Genomic DNA, 18,692 nt, shown 5'->3' with positions numbered 1-18,692 from the left:
TGATGCAGTACGTTTGGGCCACTTTGGGTTTGATTTGCGTTGGCTTCGCCATGGTTGGCGTCGTCCTACCTTTGTTACCGACAGTTCCTTTCTTATTGTTGGCCGCGTTTTTCTTTGCCCGTTCTTCCTCTCGCCTGCACAACTGGCTCATTTCACACCGTACCTTCGGCCCCTTGATCGTAGACTGGCAATCTTCTGGCGCTATTCGTCCAGGCGCAAAAAAGGCGGCAACCATTTCGGTCGCCGCCGTGTTTGGATTGTCGGTTCTATTAACTCTACCCTCTCATGTCCTGATCATTCAGGCTGTGGTTTTGAGCGCTGTGATGTTGTTTATCTGGTCCCGGCCTAACGGCTAAGTTTGGCGCAAAGATCGTCCAACTGATCCAGATTTTCATAGGTCAGCACTACTTGCCCGGTTTCGGTTCCCGCCTTGTGGTTAATTGCCACCTTCATCGCCAAAATTGCCGACAGATCCTTTTCCAACGCCCGTGTATCCGCGTCTTTGCCCTCATCCAGATTTCGAGACCGGGGGGCAGATTTCGCTGGATCTGCTTGCTGTTTTTTCACCAATGCTTCGGTCGCGCGAACCGAAAGCCCGTCCCGCACCACGATTTTAGCCAGTTCTGATGGGTTTTCCGCTGTAATCAACGCCCGGGCGTGGCCAGCAGATAGTTTACCTTCGATAACCAGCGTTTGAACATCCATCGGCAAGGACAACAACCGCAACAGGTTCGCAATGTGACTGCGACTTTTACCCAAGGCTTCGGCCAGTTTCTCCTGCGTATGACCGAACTTATCCATCAACTGCTTATAGCCGGCCGCTTCTTCGACAGCATTCAGGTCGGCTCGTTGAATATTCTCGATGATGGCGACTTCCAACACCTCTGTGTCGTCGAATTCGCGCACAATGACCGGAATATCGTGCAACTGCGCCATCTGAGCCGCGCGCCATCGGCGTTCACCGGCAACGATTTCATATCCACCACCGCTGATTTCCCGAACAATCAATGGCTGGATAATACCCTTTTCTTTGACCGAGGCTGCAAGCTCATCCAACTGATCCGCTGAGAACGTCCGGCGTGGCTGGTTGGGATTGGCCCGCAACTTCTCGATCGGAACTTTCATATCCGGTCGTCGCGGTTCAGTTGGCGCCAGACCTTCGACTTCCTGCGTCACGTCCGCCATCAGCGCAGAAAGGCCCCGGCCTAAACCTCGAGGTTTTGATTTTTTGACAGCCACTGATCCCTCCTCACTGCCGCTTAGGCGGCGACATTTTTATTCTTATGAATGACTTCGCGCGCCAGATGCCGATATGCCATCGCACCCAACGACCCCGAATCATATTGCAGAACCGGCAAAGCGTATGATGGCGCCTCACTGACCCGTACATTTCTAGGTATCTTGGTCTTAAATACCATCTCACCCAGATTGTCACGCGCATCCTTTTCGACCTGGCGGGACAAGTTGTTGCGGTTGTCATACATTGTCAACACAACACCTTCGATTCTTAGGTCCGGATTCGCGGTTTGACGAACCTCTCGGATCGTCAGCATTAACTGCGAAAGCCCCTCTAGCGCAAAGAACTCACTTTGAAGTGGGACCAAAACAGAATGTGCAGCCACCATGGCGTTCACGGTCAACAGATTCAGGGATGGTGGGCAGTCTATCAGAACAAAATCCAGTCCAAACCTATCGATCGAGGTCTGACGCAGCGCATCATGTAACAAATAGCTGCGTTTTTCGTTGGAAATAAGCTCGATATCAGCTGAACTCAGATCAACTGTCGCGGGTATAACTAGCAGGCCTTCAATTTCTGTTTCCTGAACCACGGCTTCAAGCGGGGCGTCATCCAGAATTAAATCGTAGGTTGTCCAGTCTCTGTCTTCGACACCTAGGCCAGTTGACGCATTCCCCTGCGGATCCAGATCAACCACCAAAACTCTGCTTCCTGCTTCGGCCAAACCGGCGGCAAGATTGATCGCAGTTGTCGTTTTTCCTACCCCGCCCTTTTGATTGGCTACCGCAATTATCCGGGGCCCTGAGGGACGAGACAGATCAACCACGCGATACTCCTTTGATCCTTAGAATAACAGCTTGGGGCTCAGTTAAACTTGTAATCGGCTCGCAGTCGAAATTCCATTCCTTGCGTGCGTCATTTAGCTCTTTTTTCCAGCTTACGCCTTTCGGCAACAGCGCTGTACCGGATTTTCCTAAATGCCTGTCGCAAAAGGACAATAACGTGGGCAGGTCTGCAAGAGCGCGGGCCGACAAAATATCAGCGTTCAACGGTTCAACCGCTTCGATTCTCTTTGAAACAACAGCGCAATTTGCCCCACATTCCCGCGCAACACTGCGCAGAAAGGCAGATTTACGTTGATCGCTTTCAACTAAGGTAAACTTGGCTTCGGGTGCTTGCTCAATCGCCATGATCGCACAAACCATACCTGGAAAACCTCCACCGCTGCCCAAATCCACCCAACTCTCGAACTCTTCCGAACATCGGTACACCTGCACGGAATCAAGAATGTGCCGTGACCAGATGTCATCCAAACTGTTGCGAGACACCAAATTTATCTTAGGATTCCAACGCCGAACCAATTCTACATAGATTTCTAGTCGCTCGAATGTTTCACGTGAAACACTCAGGCCATCGAAAACCTCATGGTTCATGCTTTTCGTACCTTTTGTCCACGTCGCAACTTGGCTAGCAGCAAAGTCAAGGCGGCTGGTGTCACGCCCTCTACCCGACCAGCTTGAGCGACATTGTTCGGTCTTGCCTGAGACAGTTTCTGTTTCATCTCAGAGGACAAGCCTTCCAACGAGGAATAGTCAAAATCCCTTGGTATTTCGTACGATTCGTCGCGTTTCATGGCTTCAACATCTTTTTTCTGCCGCGCTATGTAGTTTGCATAAAGTGCGTCCCGTTCAACCTGGCATCGGATGTCGTTTTCAACATCATCCAATCCAGAAATTAGCGGTAGCAAATCGTCGAAAGCAACATCAGGAAATGCCAGTAACGCCATGCCATCCCGGCGGTTTCCATCTTGGTTTACATTAATCCCAACAGCGCGCACTTCTTTTGGTGTATATGTTCTATCTGTTAGTCTTGACTTAGCGACGGAAAGCTTCTCCATTTTTTCACTAAATCTCGCTGTTCTCTCCTCGCCAACACATCCCAGGTCAATTCCTGTGGGTGTCAATCGCTGGTCTGCGTTATCAGCGCGCAGAGATAACCGAAATTCCGCCCGTGAGGTAAACATCCGATAGGGTTCTGCAACCCCACGTGTTGTTAGGTCATCAATCATAACGCCGATATAGCTGTCAGCACGTGTGAAATGGAGGGGATCCTGGTTTAGGACAGCCAATGCAGCGTTCAAGCCGGCGACAAGACCTTGGGCAGCCGCTTCTTCGTATCCTGTAGTACCGTTTATTTGCCCCGCAAGAAATAGCCCAGGTGTGCTAGGCAGCGCCAATGAAGACGTCAAAACACGAGGATCAACGTAGTCATATTCAATCGCATAGCCGGGCTGCAAGATTTCGGCATTCTCCAGGCCTTTGATCGATCGAACATAATCTATCTGTACATCCTGCGGTAACGATGTCGAAATTCCATTAGGATAAATTGTGTGATCGTTAATCCCTTCAGGTTCCAGGAAAATCTGATGAGACTCCTTGTCAGCGAAACGAACGATCTTATCCTCTATCGAAGGACAATACCTGGGCCCTACCCCGTCAATGTGACCGCCATACATCGCGGACCGTGACAGATTCTTTTCGATAATCTCATGTGTACGCGCGTTTGTGTGCGTGATCCCACAAGAAATTTGTGGTGCAATTGCCGACGACGACAAAAACGAGAATAGTGTTGGAGTTTCATCTCCATCCTGGCGTTCTAGATCTGACCAATCAATCGTCCGCCCGTCCAACCTGGGTGGTGTGCCTGTTTTTAGGCGACCCAGCGGAAGGTCAAAACTGTCCAACCGCTCCGCCAATTTTACAGAAGGTCGATCTCCCATCCGTCCCCCAGGACGGGAGGCATCTCCGATATGAATAACTCCGCGCAAGAATGTTCCCGATGTAAGGATCACGGCCTTGGCGTGAATCTCCGATTCATCAGCCAATCGTATTCCAACGACGCGTGTCCCATCCATAAGGAAATCTACAACTTCCCCGACAACAACGGTTAGACGCTCCTGCGCCTCCGTCTCTCTTTGCATGGCCGCGCGATAAAGTGCTCGGTCTGCCTGAGTCCTCGGGCCCTGCACTGCCGGGCCTTTGCGGCGGTTCAGCAAGCGAAACTGAATACCCGCCTGATCAGCAACCCGGCCCATGACACCGTCCAGCGCGTCAATCTCGCGGACCAAATGTCCTTTCCCAAGACCTCCAATTGCTGGATTACAGGACATCACACCAATATCGGAGGCAGAAAGCGTGACCAATGCCGTCTCGACTCCCATGCGCGCAGCTGCATGTGCGGCTTCGGTTCCAGCATGTCCAGCACCAATCACTACGACATCGAACTTTGAATGTTTCACGTGAAACACTCCTTACTTACCCAGGCAGAAACTCGAGAATATCTCATCCAACAGGTCTTCGACCCCAATTCTGCCAACCAAAGTTTCAAGTGCGCGGATTGCGGTCCGCAATTCTTCTGCCGCGATATCATACAAGTCTGGCCCTGATTCCAGAACCGTCATTGCCGCAGCCAGTGCAGCCCCGGAGTCATTCAGAGCCACCCGATGGCGTTCACGTGTTGCAATACCATGACTAGTGGATCGAACACCTAAAACACGCGATATGTGGGAAATAAGTTGATCAATTCCATGACCAGTTTTCCCGGAAATCCCACCTTTGTCGTCGCCGCGCAAATCTGATTTCGGCAAAAGTTGAATATCGCCCTCAATCATGGGAACTCCGAGCTCTGTCGGATCTTCTGTCAGAAATACCCGCAAATCTGCTGCGTCCGCTCGTTTACGGGCTAACTCGATCCCAAGATTTTCGACGTGATCCTCGGTTTCGCGCAACCCAGCGGTATCCAGCAAAGTCACAGGAAGGCCGTCTAGATCCATGCGAACTTCAATCACGTCACGGGTCGTACCGGCATATTCCGACGTAATCGCTGCCTCACGTCCGGCCAGGGCATTTAACAATGTTGATTTGCCTGCGTTTGGAAGGCCGACAATAGCAACTTCAAATCCGGCTCGGATGCGTTCGGCGATCTTCACACCCTCGGCTTCGCGTTGCAGGTCCTGCATGACGCCGGTCACCAATGTGCGAACTTCGGGGGTAACGTCGGTTGGTACCTCTTCATCCGCGAAATCAATTACGGCCTCCAGCAAGGACGCCGCCCGTATCAAATCACGGCGCCAGCGTTCGGCCAATCCACCCAATTCACCGGCCAAAATGGTTTGAGCTTGTTTGCGCTGCGCCTCGGTTTCTGCATCGATCAGATCGGCCAAACCTTCGACCTGTGTCAGATCCATCTTCCCGTTTTCTAACGCGCGGCGCGTGAATTCCCCGGGCTCCGCAAGCCGTAATCCAGTCGAGTCCGACAGGTTGCGCATCACTGCGTTGACTGAAGCAGTGCTGCCATGAATCTGCAATTCGGCCACGTCTTCGCCAGTAAAACTCGCCGGTCCCTGGAATGTCAGAACCAACCCTTCATCCAGCCGAGAACCATCGGCCGCATGCAAGGATCGAACCCGCATGCCACGGGCTGGCAGCGGGCTGTCTGTCAATGCTGCAGCGGCTGAATGCGCCAGAGGACCAGAGAGGCGGATGACCGCCACCCCTGCTTTGCCCTGCGCGCTGGCCAAGGCGAATATCGTATCCATTCGAAGGCCTCGCGTGAATTAAGACCTGTATCAGGTGTTCATCGAGTCGAAAAACTCACCGTTTGTCTTGGTCTGTTTCAGCTTGGACAGCAAGAACTCGATCGCATCGGTGGTACCCATCGGGTTGAGGATACGGCGCAAGACAAAGGTCTTCGCCAGATCACCCTTGTCGACCAGCAGGTCCTCTTTCCGGGTACCGGATTTGAGGATGTCGATCGCCGGGAAGACGCGTTTGTCAGCAATCTTGCGATCCAGAACGATTTCCGAGTTACCGGTGCCCTTAAATTCTTCGAAGATCACTTCGTCCATCCGGCTGCCGGTATCGATCAGCGCGGTGGCGATGATGGTCAGCGAACCGCCCTCTTCGATGTTCCGCGCGGCACCAAAGAAACGCTTGGGACGTTGCAGAGCATTCGCATCGACACCACCGGTCAGAACTTTACCCGAAGACGGCACCACGGTGTTGAACGCTCTACCAAGTCTTGTGATCGAGTCGAGAAGAATAACAACATCTCGTTTATGCTCGACCAAACGCTTAGCCTTTTCGATGACCATCTCCGACACGGCTACGTGACGCGTTGCCGGTTCGTCGAAAGTCGAGGAGACAACCTCACCCTTCACCGAGCGTTGCATGTCGGTCACCTCTTCCGGGCGTTCGTCGATCAGAAGAACGATCAGGTAGCACTCGGGATGGTTCTGTTCGATCGAATGCGCGATGTTCTGCAGGATCACGGTTTTACCAGTCCGCGGCGGGGCCACGATCAGCGACCGCTGACCTTTCCCTATGGGCGAAACCAGGTCGATCACCCGGGCCGATTTGTCCTTGATGGTCGGATCTTCGATTTCCATCTTCAGACGCTCATCGGGGTACAGAGGCGTCAGGTTATCGAACAGAATCTTATGCTTGGCTTTCTCAGGATCTTCAAAGTTGATCTTGGTGACCTTGGTCAGCGCAAAATACCGCTCGTTCTCATCTGGCGCCTTGATCTCTCCTTCGACGGTGTCCCCGGTTCGCAACGAATGCAGGCGGATCATGTCGGGTGAGACATAGATGTCGTCAGGGCCCGGCAGATAGTTCGCCTCGGGCGAGCGCAGAAAGCCAAAGCCGTCCTGCAGAACTTCAAGCACGCCGTCGCCACCCACGGTCCAGCCTTCGTCTGCGCGCTCGCGCAGAATCTGGAACATCATCTCGCCTTTACGCATGGTCGAGGCGTTTTCGATCTCCAGCTCTTCGGCCATCGCCAGAAGGTCTTTGGGGCTTTTGGCTTTCAGGTCGGCCAGATTCAGGGCGTCAGTTGTCATGATATATACCTTCACCGCTGGCATCGCGGCACGAAGTTGAATTTCAGTACGGAAGATACGCCGCCCGGACGGGCGTGTTGATCACTACATATGCGCGACAGCCATCGGAGTCAAACAGGGCTTCAGAACTTCAGAATGACCGCCAGAACGATGGCAACCATCAAAATGGTGGGAACCTCGTTCATCATGCGGTACTGGCGCCCAGTGAGCTTATTTTGCCCCTCTAAGAAATCTTTACGCCGAGCCATCAGCCAATGATGGAACCAGGTCATGCCAACCACAGCCGCGCCCTTGACCCAGGGCCAGGTGAAATCCCAGCCGACGATACCTGGTGTGAACACCATAATCAGGCCACAGACCCATGCCACGATCATCGCAGGGCGCATAATCACGCGCAGCAGTTTCTCTTCCATTTCAAAGAAGATGGTTTCAGCACCATCGACGGCTTGAGCCTTTTCTACGTGATACACGAACAGCCTGGGCAAATAGAACAATCCGGCCATCCATGAGATCACGGCCATAATGTGTAAAGACTTCACCCACGGGTAAATCGTGAAAAGAAGATCGGTCATTCTGGCTCCGGGCGTTGCTCGGAACTCTCCCTAATAAAAAAATAAGAAAAGAAAAAGGAAGATGGTTTTGTAGGGTGAACAAAATCCGTGGATTTCTTTTTTACACATGTGTTTTCCCCAGGTGGGTATTTTTCCTAGTTTTCGTTCTGATTCTGTTAGTTTCAAAAATAATATAATAAAATCAGTATATTAAAATGATCCTGAAAAATATGATCTGGGGATAAGTTTCTGAGTATCTGTGGAGTTCCGGCTTATCCCGTCTTTCCGACTTATCCTTGTCCCGGATGGACAGCGTTCGAGCGACTCAGGGAAGATTTACGCGAAATTCCCGGGGTTGCGTGTCAATCGGAAAACCATACAAACCATTCAAGAACGCTCAACGATTTGCACACGGGGTTGTCCACATGTCTGTCCCCATCATTCTGGCCTCAGGGTCATCCATTCGCGCGCAGTTGCTGGAAAACGCAGGCGTGCCGTTTTCCGTTCAGGTCGCGCGCGTGGATGAGGATACCATGAAACGCGCGCTGCAGGCCGAGGATGCCTCGCCCCGCGACATTGCTGATGCGCTGGCCGAAATGAAGGCGCGCAAAGTCAGCGACAAGAACCCGGGGGCGATGGTTCTGGGCTGCGATCAGGTGTTGGATTTCGAAGGGCAGTTGCTGTCCAAGCCGGAATCACCCCAGGACGCGCTGGCGCAGCTCAAGGCGATGCGGGGCAAGCGGCATATGCTATTATCGGCGGCAGTGATCTATCAGGATGGGGAACCGATCTGGCGTCACGTGGGTCAGGTGCGCTTGCGGATGCGGATGAGCTCGGACGCATATCTGCGCGACTATATTGACCGCAACTGGGACAGTATCCGGCACGCGGTGGGGGCTTATAAGCTGGAAGAAGAAGGCGTGCGCCTGTTCGCCACCATTGACGGCGACTATTTTAATGTCTTGGGTATGCCCTTGTTGCAACTGCTCAATTATCTGGCTGTCAAAGGGGTGATCGACCAATGACACATAACCGAATTCCGCTGGCCGGGGTAATCGGACACCCGATTGCGCATTCCAAATCACCGCAGCTGCATGGTCATTGGCTTCAGAAATATGGGCTGGCAGGGCATTACGTTCCCATGGACGTATCTCCCGAGGATTTGGAAACACTACTGCGTACTTTGCCCAAAGCCGGGTTTGTTGGGGCCAATGTGACTGTTCCACATAAAGAGGCCGCGCTGCGTATTGCGGATCATGTTTCCGAGCGCGCTTCGGTTATCGGTGCGGCGAACACATTGGTGTTCAACGACGACGGCACGATTCAAGCCGACAACACCGATGGTTATGGGTTTATGGAGAATTTGCGCAGTGGCGCGCCTGATTGGGTTCCGTCGGATGGTCCGGCGGTGATTTTTGGCGCAGGCGGCGCGGCACGGGCGGTGTTGCAGGGCTTGTTGGACGCGGGCGTGCCCCAGATTTTGCTGACCAACCGTACACGCGCCCGGGCGGATCAATTGAAGAACGAATTCGGCGACCGCATCACCGTGGTTGATTGGGTGCGGGCGGGCAATGTCATCGATGAGGCCGAGCTGGTGGTCAACACAACCTCGCTGGGAATGCAGGGGCAGCCAGAATTGCGGGTGCCGCTGGATGGTCTGCAGCCGGGCACCGTGTTGACTGATCTGGTTTATGCACCGCTGCAAACAAACCTATTACATGCGGCGGAAGAGGCAGGCTGCACCACAGTCGATGGCTTGGGCATGTTGCTGCATCAGGCTGTGCCCGGATTTGAAAGATGGTTCGGCATCCGCCCCGAGGTGACGGACGATCTGCGTGCGGCGGTTCTGGGATGAGTTTTGCGCTTGGCCTGACCGGTTCGATTGGGATGGGCAAAAGCACCACGGCGCAGATGTTCGTCGAGGAGGGCTGTGCGCTGTGGGATGCAGATGCGGCCGTACATAGACTCTATTCAAGGGAAGGAGCAGCTATTGCACCGATACGTGCCGCCTTTCCGGATGCTGTTATTGATGGGTCTGTCAGCCGTGAAGTCCTGAAACAAATTATCGCGCAGAACCCGGCGACATTGAAACAAATCGAAGCCATCGTTCATCCGTTGGTCGCCGCAGATCGGTTTGTTTTTCGGGATCAAGAGACCGCTGATATTTTGGTGTTCGACATCCCTCTGCTGTTTGAAACCGGCGGTGAGGCGGCAATGGATGCCGTCGCCTGCGTCTCGATCCCGGCAGAGGAGCAAAAGCGCCGCGTGATGGCGCGGGGCACCATGACCGAAGCACAGTTTGAACAGATCCGCGCCAAGCAGATGCCAAATGATGAAAAATGCGCGCGGTCGGATTATGTGATCGTGACTGACACTCTGGACCACGCTCGCGCGCAGGTGCAGGATGTGGTCAGGCAAATACGGGCGGGAATGGCAGATGCGTGAGATTGTACTCGATACCGAAACCACGGGCTTCGATCCCGAAAGCGGCGACCGAATTGTCGAGATCGGCGCGGTTGAGCTGTGGAACCACGTTGCAACCGGCGAAACCTATCACGTCTATATCAACCCTGAACGGTCCATGCCGGAAGAGGCGTTCGGTGTGCATGGTATTGGCCCTGACCTATTGGAAAACCCGCGCCCGCCGGAAAAGGGTGAGGTTACGCTGAAGGACAAGCCGGTTTTTGCCAAGGTTGGTCAGGGGTTTCTCGATTTTATCCAGGATTCGAAACTGGTGATCCACAACGCGTCCTTCGATATGAAATTTCTGAACGCGGAACTCAGATGGTTGGGGCTGCCGCAGATTCCGATGGATCAGGCGTTGGATACATTGGCGATTGCGCGCAAACGGTTTCCAGGTTCTCCCGCATCACTGGATGCGTTGTGCCGCCGCTTCAATATCGACAACACGAACCGGGTACTGCACGGCGCTTTGCTTGACTCGGAAATTCTGGCTGAGGTCTACCTTGAGCTGATCGGTGGACGCCAACCGGATTTCGGTCTGTCTGCTACTGCGTCTTCAGCTGCAGGCGGCCAGGATGACTGGCGTCCGACGGCACGCCCGACACCATTGGCGTCCAAGATCACCGAAGAAGAACGCGCGGCGCATGAGGCATTTGTAGAGAAACTGGGCGAAAACGCCCTGTGGACCCGCGCCTGAGGCAATCCCGGCGCGGGTCAAACCGATCAGGCTTCGGTTTTCTGTGCCTCGGCCTGACGACGCAGCAACTCGTTGCGGTACAGAGTCACAAAGTCGATATTGTCCAGGTTCACCGGTGGATAGCCACCGTCGCGAGTGACATCGCTGACAATCCGGCGCAGGAACGGGAACAGCATGCGCGGGCATTCGATCATCAGGAACGGGTGCAGCTGATCCTGGGCGATGCCTTCGATGTGGAACAGGCCGCAATAGTCGATCTCGCACAGGAACAGGACGTCCTCCAGACCTTTGGCTTTCGACTTGAGGTTCAGCTTGATCGCCACTTCGTACTGATGTTCAGCCGCGCGCTTTTTTGCGTCCAGGTTCACCTGAACCGCAATTTCGGGCTGAACGTCACCGGACACGCCTTTTTGCGCCATCACGTTCTCAAAGGACAAATCGCGAATGTACTGCCCTAGCACACGCATTTGAACCTGGGGGGCGGCTTGGGCTGCCGTGTTTTCCGCAGCGTTTTCTTCGGCCATGGATCTACTCCAAAAATGAAATTCGACACTGCTTAGCAAGTTGGACGCGGCACCTCAATGCTGGTGCGGGCCTTCAACCCATTTCGATGGCTTTGAAGGGTCCTGGCGGGGCCGAACCTCGGAGAATTCGCCGTCGATCACGTCGTCTTGGTCAAAGGGTGCCGGACCGGATTGGAATTGCGCCCCGGTACCCATCTGGAATTGGGTGATCGTCACTTTGGATTTCAGATACCGGAACACTGCCACCCGAATGCCCGGAACAAGCAGTGCAAAGCCGACCGCATCGGTGAAAAACCCCGGTGTCAGCAGCAGAACGCCGGACAGCAGGATCATCGCACCATGGGCCAGCGGCTCGGTCGGGTCGTCCAGTTCGGCAAAGGATCGCTGCAGATTTGCCAGCGCCATGCGACCTTGTGTCCTGACCAGCGCAGTGCCCAGAACGGCCGTCAGCACCACAATTGCAAGGGTGGGCCACAGGCCGATCAAGCCACCCACCTGAATGAACAGGGCAATCTCGATGATCGGAACCAATAAAAATGCCAAGAACAGGTACATTTGCGTTATCCTTTACCAGAGGTCGGGCAGTGGACTTGCCACGAACTGTCACCTACATAGTGGCATGAGGCCGCGTATACAAAGTCGCGGTCTGAAAAGAGGATGAAATGAACGAACCGATGATCCAGTTGCTGGTCCTTGCCGGAATAGCCGTTTTCCTGATCCTGCGCCTGAAAAGTGTGCTGGGCACGCGTGAAGGTTTTGAGAAACCTCCTGTTCAGCAACAACCCGAAGGGCACAGTGCCCGCCGCGGGTTCGAGGTGATTGACGGTGGCCCGGATCACGACATCACAGACCATGTCGCTGAAGACAGCGAACAGGCGCAAACTCTGACCGCGATGAAGCGGGTCGAGCCCAGCTTTTCCGTAAGCGAGTTTGTGCAAGGTGCGCGCGGGGCCTATGAGATGATCGTCATGGGGTTCGAAAAGGGTAATCTGGACGAAATCCAACCCTTCCTGTCCGAAGAGGTGTTTGACACTTTCGTTTCCGTCGTTGCAGATCGTGAAGACCAAGGTCTGACTATCGAGGCCGAGTTCATCGGAGTGCGCGAAACAACGCTGGCCGATGTGAAGTTTGACAAGGATACCAATCAGGCCGAAATCACCATGAAATTTGTTGGTGAGTTGACCTCGGTCGTGCGGGATCGCGGCGGCGATATCATCGAAGGAAATCCGAATACCGTCAAACGCCAAAAGGACAGCTGGACCTTTGCTCGTGTCATGGGCGCGGACGATCCGAACTGGCTGCTTGTTGCCACGGACGCATGATTGCCGCACTCCGGTCGCTCTTACTGGTGGGCGCGATGACCACCGCAAGCGCCGCCGGAGCTGAGGCGACGCGCTCGATCTTGTCGTTTGACGACCTGGAAGGCTGGGCTGCTGATGATCACGGGGCGGCCCTTTCGGTTTTTCTGAACACCTGCGGCGATCTGGACGATCCCGATTGGCGGGCTCTATGCAGCGTGGCCCGAACCTATGAGGGGGACGCAGCGCGGGCTTTTTTTGAACTGTTCTTCCGTCCAGTTCTGGTTGAAGACGGCAAGGACGCGTTGTTCACCGGCTATTTTGAACCTGAGCTAGATGGATCGCGCAACCGGACTGACCGGTTCAAATACCCAATCTACAAAATGCCACCCGAAGCGCGTGCCGAAGGACCATGGCTAAGCCGCCGGGACATCTTGACCGGGGATGCCATGACCGGCCGGGGGCTCGAAATTGCCTGGGTCGATGACCCGGTCGAGCTGTTCTTTTTGCAGATCCAGGGCTCGGGCCGTATTCGGCTGCCTGATGGCGGTGCGCTAAGGGTGGGCTATGGCGGCGCGAACGGGCACCCCTATCGTTCCATCGGAGCCGAACTGATCCGCCAAGGCGCGTTGGCTGCGCACGAAGTCAGCGCCCAGATGATCCGCGCCTGGGTCCGCAAGAACCCCGAGGCCGGGGCGGAGTTGCTGTTTCACAACCCTTCTTACGTTTTCTTTCGCGAGGTCACCCGCGTCGCACCTGAATTTGGGCCACTGGGTGCGATGAATCGATCCGTCACCACCATGCGCAGTATTGCCGCTGATCCGAACTATACACCGCTGGGATCCCCGGTCTGGGTTGAAAAAGACGGCAAGGAGCCGATGCGCCGGTTGATGATCGCGCAGGATACGGGCGCTGCAATCAAGGGAGCACAGCGGGCGGATATCTTCTTTGGAACCGGGGATGCCGCAGGACAGGCTGCGGGTCGTTTGAAGGACCCGGGACGGATGGTGATCCTGTTGCCGATCCAGCGCGCCTATGCTCTGATCCCGGATGAATTCTGATGACCCGGCGCAAACTGACCGAAGACGAGATAGAGCTGTGGCGCAAGGTCGCCAAACAGGCCGAACGCCTGCACCCCGAACTTCCTCAATCGGTGCATCCGACCACCCTACCCAAGCCCAAGCCGACCAAAACACCAAAAATGCGCTTGGACGGGTTCGAGATCGGCCAGACTGCACCCACCAAATCTACGCGTCATGCACTGAAACCCTCTGTCACAGACAGCCTGCGTGCCAGCCCGGTGCAGATGGATACCAAGGCCTTTGGCCGAATGAAGCGCGGCAAGCTAAAGCCCGAAGGTCGGCTCGACCTGCACGGTATGCGGATCGACACGGCGCATCCGGCGTTGGTGCGGTTCGTGCTGACGGCGCAGGCACAGGGCAAGCGGCTAGTGTTGGTGATTACCGGCAAGGGCAAGGATCGCGACGAGCCCGGCCCGATCCCGACGCCGCGCGGAATATTGCGCAACCAGGTTCCGCACTGGCTTTCTATTCCACCGCTGGCACAGGCCGTGTTGCAGGTGACACCCGCCCATATCAGCCACGGCGGTGACGGCGCCTATTACGTGTATCTGCGTCGCGGTCGTTAGAACCCGGCTTTCGCCCGGTGAATGCCGGTCCAGACGAGCACACAGACCAATCCGAAGAAACTTGCGATCCACATAAATTGGGTGCCAAGCGTGACGTGGAAGTCGATCAGCGCTCCGGTCAGGGCCGGGCCGATAGCTGATCCCAGTACCATGACTGCCGTTGCCATTGCCTTAATCGCGCCAATATGGCGGGTGCCGTAAAACTCGGCCCAAAAAGCGCTGGGCAAGGTGTTATGCGCGCCAACAGTCAGGGCCAGAAAGATCAGTCCGATCAGAGCCCCGGAGATGGTGTCGGTGACTGAGAGTATGGCAAAGCCCAACCCCATCGGCAGCTGATAATACGGCATGATCCGCGCGGTGCCCCATTTATCCAGCGCCCAGCCCGCCGCGAACATCGACAGGATCGAAACGCCGGTGAATACCGGAAACAGTGCCACCAGCTGAATGTGCGGCCAATCCCTAACCTGTGCCAGATGCACCTGGTGAAAGAAAAACGCGGTGATGAAGGCAGAAGGGGCAAGGATCGAAGGGGCCATAAACCAGAACAGCGGATGGCACAGCGCCTCACGCCGCGTCCAGTGATGATCTTGCATGCCAGTGGCGGTGTGATCCCCCGAAAGGCTTTGCGGTGTGCGTTCCTGACGTAACAGCCGCATCAGCACTGGAATACCCAGCACCGTCACGCCTGCGGCCACCACCCACAGCAAACGCCAGTCGAAAACCGCCATCGCGGCAACGAACACCACCGGTAACAACGCCTCTCCGACCGCGTATCCCAGCGAGGCGATGGACAGCGCCTTGCCTCGCGTGGTGGTGAACCAGCGCGCCATGGCCACTTGCGCCAGATGAGTGCTCATCCCCTGTCCGAAAAGACGAAGCAGAAAGATCACGACGGGCAGCAGGAACAACGCGGTGTTCAGGGCCATCGCAAGTGTCGCAAGCGTCAAACCCGCCAGCACCACCGGCCCCAGAACCCGAACCCGAAAGATGTCGGTCAGCCCCCCGGCCCAGATCATAACGATCGCTGCAGCCGTGGTGCCCAGCGAATAAAGCCCACCCCATGCCCCATGGCTCAGCCCATAGTCCGCGCGGATTTCACCTGCAAAGACCGAGATGAAAAAGGTTTGCCCAAAGCTGGACAGAAAAGTCAGCAGTACCCCGGCGCCCAGCCAAGTGGCGTTTGGAACAAGAAAGCTACGCAGTCGCAACTGCGTCACGGGGTCGAGACCTGAGCCTGTCCCGTTTCCGTCAACACGATCCCGGTCGCGCCGTCGGGGTTGCGCTCGCTGGGCGGCACCAGAATGTCGAGGCCTGGGCGGTCCTCAGATCCAAATGTATTGCTGACACGCCGAACTGAATTGAGGATCGCCAGCAAAGCCGGAGAGGTGGCCGCCACGAAGTGCGAAGATTCGGCATCACTGTTGAAGGCGGTCGTGTCGATCACGCTGATCGGGAATTCCTCAAGCGTTTTGATTGAGCTGATATTGCCCAGCCGCTCGCCCTCGTCCGTGCCGCGCAGGCGGGCGGATATGTTCAGAATCTTGTCCTTTTGCGAAACCATGACAATGAACGGATCAGGCGGATTATCGATCCGTTCCATCTGTGACCTGAACAAATCCACATCCAGATCGGGGGAAATTAAAACCACGCCTTCAATGTTTCTGTTGGACCAGCCCGGCTCCTGCAGTTCGGCCTGTCGCATCATTTCCATTGTAAGAGCGCTGCCCATGGAATGCGCCACTAGCAGTACACGGTTAACGCCCATGGACTTCAATTCGCGAATGGTTTGTTCCAGCCCGTCACGGGCGAACAGCATGCTGTCCAGATCGTATGCATATCCAATACCAGTCGCGCGACTGGGCCAGGAATAAACCAGGATAGAGCCGGGAATGCCGATGTCATGCGACAGCTGCGCGGCACGGAAAATGGTTTCCGTCTGGGTCGAGTTATAGCCGTGCACGAAGATCGTGACATCGTCTTGACCCCGCAGATGCTCGCGCAATCCCTGAGGCCCGTCTAGCTCGGTCACATCCGCAAGAACGAATTCCTTTTGCGGATTCGGATTTGCATATGAAAATTTCAGAGTGCCCGGTGTGTGCGTCGGCGGAATGGAAACCGTGGTTTCCAGAAACTGCAGTTTTTTGCTGCGTCGGAAGCCATAGGACCCGTCTGCCTCACGGGCCCGAGCGGTGCTAGCAAATACGGTTTTCGGTGTGCCGACCGAGGCAGCCGAGGGCACTATTTCAGAGACCGTCCTGTCAACACAGGCACCCAGCGAAAGAGACACAAACAGAATGATCAGATAGCGCATCAACAAGGGTCCTTGGGGCCTTTTGCGCTAAGCTATCGAATTCTGGCCCCACGTCCAGCGACATGGGGCAGGATTAGTGGCGAAATCCGGCTGAATGCGTTACAGAACGTAACGGCTCAGATCCGTAGACTTGGTCAACTCGCCCAGATTGTCGCTGACAAAATCAGCGTTGACGGTGATTTCGGAGCCCGCCTTGTCAGGTGCGGTGAATGAGAGTTCTTCGAACACCCGCTCCATCACCGTATACAGTCGCCGCGCGCCGATGTTTTCGACGCTTTGGTTTACATCTGCCGCGATCTTGGCCAGCGCGGCGATACCGTCTTCGGTAAAGCTGACGGTGACCTCTTCGGTACCCATCAGCGCGGTGTATTGGCGGGTCAGGGCGTTGTCGGTTTCGGTCAGGATACGGACAAAATCCTCTTCCGTCAGGGCGCGCAATTCCACGCGGATCGGCAGACGACCCTGCAGTTCCGGCAGCAAGTCTGACGGTTTGGCGATGTGGAACGCACCCGAGGCGATGAACAGGATATGGTCGGTTTTCACGGCACCGTACTTGGTCGACACCGTGGTGCCCTCGATCAGCGGCAGCAGGTCGCGCTGTACCCCTTCGCGGCTGACATCGCCACCGCGCGCGTCCGAGCGGGCGCAGACCTTGTCGATTTCATCCAGGAACACGATGCCGTTCTGTTCCACCGATTCCAAAGCAACCCGATTGACGGTTTCGTCATCCAGCAGTTTGTCGGCCTCTTCCCCGATCAGCGCGTCATAGCTTTCGGCTACGGTCATGCGCTTTTTAACGGTTCGTCCACCAAAGGCCTTGCCGAAGATATCGCCCAGATTCATCATCCCCATCTGGCCACCGGGCTGGCCGGGAATGTCGAACATTGGCATCGGATTCGAGGTGTCGGACAGTTCAAGCTCAATCACCGTATCGTCCAATTCCCCCGCTTTCAGTTTCTTGCGGAACATCTCGCGGGTACCTTCGCGGGCATCGGTGCCGGCGATGGCTTCGATCACGCGGTCTTCGGCGGCTTGATGAGCCTTGGCCTTGACGTCTTCGCGCATGTATTCGCGGGTCTGAATGATGGCGGCATCGGCCAGATCACGCACGATCTGTTCCACGTCGCGCCCGACATAGCCGACCTCGGTAAACTTGGTGGCTTCGACTTTGATGAAAGGTGCGCGCGCCAGCTTCGCCAGACGGCGGCTGATCTCGGTCTTGCCGACACCGGTGGGGCCGATCATCAGGATGTTCTTGGGATAGACCTCATCCCGGATGTCATCGGTCAGCTGCTTGCGCCGCCAGCGGTTGCGCAGCGCCACGGCCACGGCGCGCTTGGCGTCTTTCTGCCCGATGATGAAGCGGTCCAGTTCCGAGACGATTTCGCGCGGGGTCAGGTCGGTCATGTCTAATCTATCCGTCTGTTTCGCAGCGGAACCTAATCATACCGTAAGAAAACACAAGCCGATCACGCAAAGATCACACCAACTCACGAGCGGCACACGGAAATTCGTGGTGATGTGAATCGCCATTCGAGCGGGGCCTGCGGCATAACCTTCGACGACGGGCACCCCAGCCCGCGTCACTTTAGGGAGATACCTCATCATGATGACTCGTCGTTCGCTTTTTGTGAAAGCTGCAGCCACCGGCGCGGCCCTGACCCTGGCCGGCACAACCACAGCCCTGGCCGGCGGTGCCAAAAAGAAAGGCACGTTCGAGGGGCGTTCGAACCACATCACCAGCGGTTCGGTAAAGCTGGTCAAGGAAGGCGACCGTTACATTGTCGAACTAGGAGAGGATTTCTCGCTGGACGGTGGCCCCGATCCGCGCGTCGCTTTCGGCAAGGACGGCACCTACGCCCCCGACAGCAAACTGGGCGCACTGCTTCACCTGACCGGCAAGCAATCCTACGCCGTTCCGCCGACCATGGATGTGTCGGGCTATAACGAAGTGTACATCTGGTGCGAGGTTGCCGGTGTACCGCTAGGCGTTGCAACGCTGAAGTAACCGGCAAAGTCGGAGGTTGGGTTACCCGGCCTCTGACACGCTGTTAGGTAACAGGG

At 55.7% G+C, this 18,692-nt stretch carries 21 protein-coding genes; 9 read left to right on the top strand and 12 right to left on the bottom strand.

What is annotated here, in order from left to right; all coding sequences use genetic code 11:
• Window positions 1–2: 2 nt before the first annotated feature.
• Window positions 3–356, top strand: coding sequence for a YbaN family protein (locus ACR0DT_RS10735; protein ID WP_480710731.1), 354 nt, complete (start codon window positions 3–5; stop codon window positions 354–356).
• Here ACR0DT_RS10735 and ACR0DT_RS10730 read toward each other — a convergent pair.
• The 7 genes from ACR0DT_RS10730 to ACR0DT_RS10700 form a co-directional block, all read right to left on the bottom strand.
• Window positions 346–1,239: a ParB/RepB/Spo0J family partition protein gene (locus ACR0DT_RS10730; protein WP_480710730.1), complete on the bottom strand. Its 894-nt coding sequence runs from the start codon at window positions 1,237–1,239 to the stop codon at window positions 346–348. The genes ACR0DT_RS10735 and ACR0DT_RS10730 overlap by 11 nt on opposite strands.
• Before the next feature lie 20 nt (window positions 1,240–1,259).
• Window positions 1,260–2,063, bottom strand: a complete 804-nt coding sequence (locus tag ACR0DT_RS10725; RefSeq protein WP_480710729.1) for a ParA family protein — start codon at window positions 2,061–2,063, stop codon at window positions 1,260–1,262.
• Window positions 2,056–2,670 carry a 16S rRNA (guanine(527)-N(7))-methyltransferase RsmG gene (gene rsmG / locus ACR0DT_RS10720; RefSeq protein ID WP_480710728.1) on the bottom strand — a complete coding sequence of 205 codons (615 nt, stop codon included), beginning with the start codon at window positions 2,668–2,670 and terminating at the stop codon, window positions 2,056–2,058. Before rsmG ends, ACR0DT_RS10725 begins: the two co-directional genes overlap by 8 nt.
• On the bottom strand, window positions 2,667–4,535 hold the full coding sequence (gene mnmG, locus ACR0DT_RS10715; protein ID WP_480710727.1) for a tRNA uridine-5-carboxymethylaminomethyl(34) synthesis enzyme MnmG: 1,869 nt from the start codon (window positions 4,533–4,535) through the stop codon (window positions 2,667–2,669). The genes rsmG and mnmG overlap by 4 nt, the downstream gene beginning before the upstream one ends.
• A gap of 12 nt (window positions 4,536–4,547) precedes the next feature.
• The gene (gene mnmE / locus ACR0DT_RS10710) at window positions 4,548–5,834 is read right to left on the bottom strand and encodes a tRNA uridine-5-carboxymethylaminomethyl(34) synthesis GTPase MnmE (protein ID WP_480710726.1); all 1,287 of its coding nucleotides are present in this window, start codon (window positions 5,832–5,834) and stop codon (window positions 4,548–4,550) included.
• Window positions 5,835–5,864: 30 nt separating this feature from the next.
• Window positions 5,865–7,136: a transcription termination factor Rho gene (gene rho / locus ACR0DT_RS10705; RefSeq protein WP_480710725.1), complete on the bottom strand. Its 1,272-nt coding sequence runs from the start codon at window positions 7,134–7,136 to the stop codon at window positions 5,865–5,867.
• 122 nt (window positions 7,137–7,258) lie between these two features.
• Window positions 7,259–7,708: a CopD family protein gene (locus ACR0DT_RS10700; protein WP_480710724.1), complete on the bottom strand. Its 450-nt coding sequence runs from the start codon at window positions 7,706–7,708 to the stop codon at window positions 7,259–7,261.
• Between the two features lie 404 nt (window positions 7,709–8,112).
• On the opposite strand from ACR0DT_RS10700, the gene ACR0DT_RS10695 reads away from it, so the two are divergent.
• From ACR0DT_RS10695 to dnaQ, 4 genes are read left to right on the top strand one after another with little or no spacing between them, the layout of a single operon-like run.
• On the top strand, window positions 8,113–8,712 hold the full coding sequence (locus ACR0DT_RS10695) for a Maf family protein (protein ID WP_480710723.1): 600 nt from the start codon (window positions 8,113–8,115) through the stop codon (window positions 8,710–8,712).
• Window positions 8,709–9,542, top strand: a complete 834-nt coding sequence (locus tag ACR0DT_RS10690) for a shikimate dehydrogenase (RefSeq protein ID WP_480710722.1) — start codon at window positions 8,709–8,711, stop codon at window positions 9,540–9,542. The genes ACR0DT_RS10695 and ACR0DT_RS10690 overlap by 4 nt, the downstream gene beginning before the upstream one ends.
• Window positions 9,539–10,132, top strand: coding sequence for a dephospho-CoA kinase (coaE, locus tag ACR0DT_RS10685; protein ID WP_480710721.1), 594 nt, complete (start codon window positions 9,539–9,541; stop codon window positions 10,130–10,132). The genes ACR0DT_RS10690 and coaE overlap by 4 nt, the downstream gene beginning before the upstream one ends.
• Window positions 10,125–10,847, top strand: coding sequence for a DNA polymerase III subunit epsilon (gene dnaQ, locus ACR0DT_RS10680; protein WP_480710720.1), 723 nt, complete (start codon window positions 10,125–10,127; stop codon window positions 10,845–10,847). Before coaE ends, dnaQ begins: the two co-directional genes overlap by 8 nt.
• Before the next feature lie 26 nt (window positions 10,848–10,873).
• On the opposite strand, the gene secB is transcribed toward dnaQ, so the two are convergent.
• Window positions 10,874–11,371, bottom strand: a complete 498-nt coding sequence (secB, locus tag ACR0DT_RS10675) for a protein-export chaperone SecB (RefSeq protein WP_480710719.1) — start codon at window positions 11,369–11,371, stop codon at window positions 10,874–10,876.
• Between the two features lie 54 nt (window positions 11,372–11,425).
• A complete protein-coding gene (locus ACR0DT_RS10670; protein WP_480710718.1) occupies window positions 11,426–11,926 on the bottom strand; it encodes an FxsA family protein in 501 nt (166 codons plus the stop codon).
• Between the two features lie 107 nt (window positions 11,927–12,033).
• Between ACR0DT_RS10670 and ACR0DT_RS10665 the strand changes: the two genes are divergently transcribed.
• The 3 genes from ACR0DT_RS10665 to ACR0DT_RS10655 are packed head-to-tail and all read left to right on the top strand — an operon-like array spanning window position 12,034 to window position 14,317.
• Window positions 12,034–12,693 carry a Tim44/TimA family putative adaptor protein gene (locus ACR0DT_RS10665; protein WP_480710717.1) on the top strand — a complete coding sequence of 220 codons (660 nt, stop codon included), beginning with the start codon at window positions 12,034–12,036 and terminating at the stop codon, window positions 12,691–12,693.
• Complete coding sequence (mltA, locus tag ACR0DT_RS10660; protein ID WP_480710716.1) at window positions 12,690–13,730, top strand: murein transglycosylase A; 1,041 nt, start codon at window positions 12,690–12,692, stop codon at window positions 13,728–13,730. Before ACR0DT_RS10665 ends, mltA begins: the two co-directional genes overlap by 4 nt.
• On the top strand, window positions 13,730–14,317 hold the full coding sequence (locus ACR0DT_RS10655) for a Smr/MutS family protein (protein WP_480710715.1): 588 nt from the start codon (window positions 13,730–13,732) through the stop codon (window positions 14,315–14,317). Before mltA ends, ACR0DT_RS10655 begins: the two co-directional genes overlap by 1 nt.
• Here ACR0DT_RS10655 and ACR0DT_RS10650 read toward each other — a convergent pair.
• The 3 genes from ACR0DT_RS10650 to hslU form a co-directional block, all read right to left on the bottom strand.
• Window positions 14,314–15,534 carry an MFS transporter gene (locus ACR0DT_RS10650; protein WP_480710714.1) on the bottom strand — a complete coding sequence of 407 codons (1,221 nt, stop codon included), beginning with the start codon at window positions 15,532–15,534 and terminating at the stop codon, window positions 14,314–14,316. The genes ACR0DT_RS10655 and ACR0DT_RS10650 overlap by 4 nt on opposite strands.
• Window positions 15,531–16,628, bottom strand: coding sequence for an alpha/beta hydrolase (locus ACR0DT_RS10645; RefSeq protein WP_480710713.1), 1,098 nt, complete (start codon window positions 16,626–16,628; stop codon window positions 15,531–15,533). The genes ACR0DT_RS10650 and ACR0DT_RS10645 overlap by 4 nt, the downstream gene beginning before the upstream one ends.
• A 99-nt stretch (window positions 16,629–16,727) precedes the next feature.
• The gene (gene hslU, locus ACR0DT_RS10640; protein ID WP_480710712.1) at window positions 16,728–18,035 is read right to left on the bottom strand and encodes an ATP-dependent protease ATPase subunit HslU; all 1,308 of its coding nucleotides are present in this window, start codon (window positions 18,033–18,035) and stop codon (window positions 16,728–16,730) included.
• 199 nt (window positions 18,036–18,234) lie between these two features.
• On the opposite strand from hslU, the gene ACR0DT_RS10635 reads away from it, so the two are divergent.
• Entirely contained in the window at window positions 18,235–18,636 is a 402-nt protein-coding gene (locus ACR0DT_RS10635; RefSeq protein ID WP_480710711.1) for a DM13 domain-containing protein, read from the top strand.
• The last annotated feature ends 56 nt before the right edge of the window (window positions 18,637–18,692 follow it).

The organism is Ruegeria sp. BI11 (genome assembly GCF_056538005.1).
Note: the sequence above shows the minus strand (reverse complement) of the source record. Positions and strands in the feature narration are given on the sequence as shown.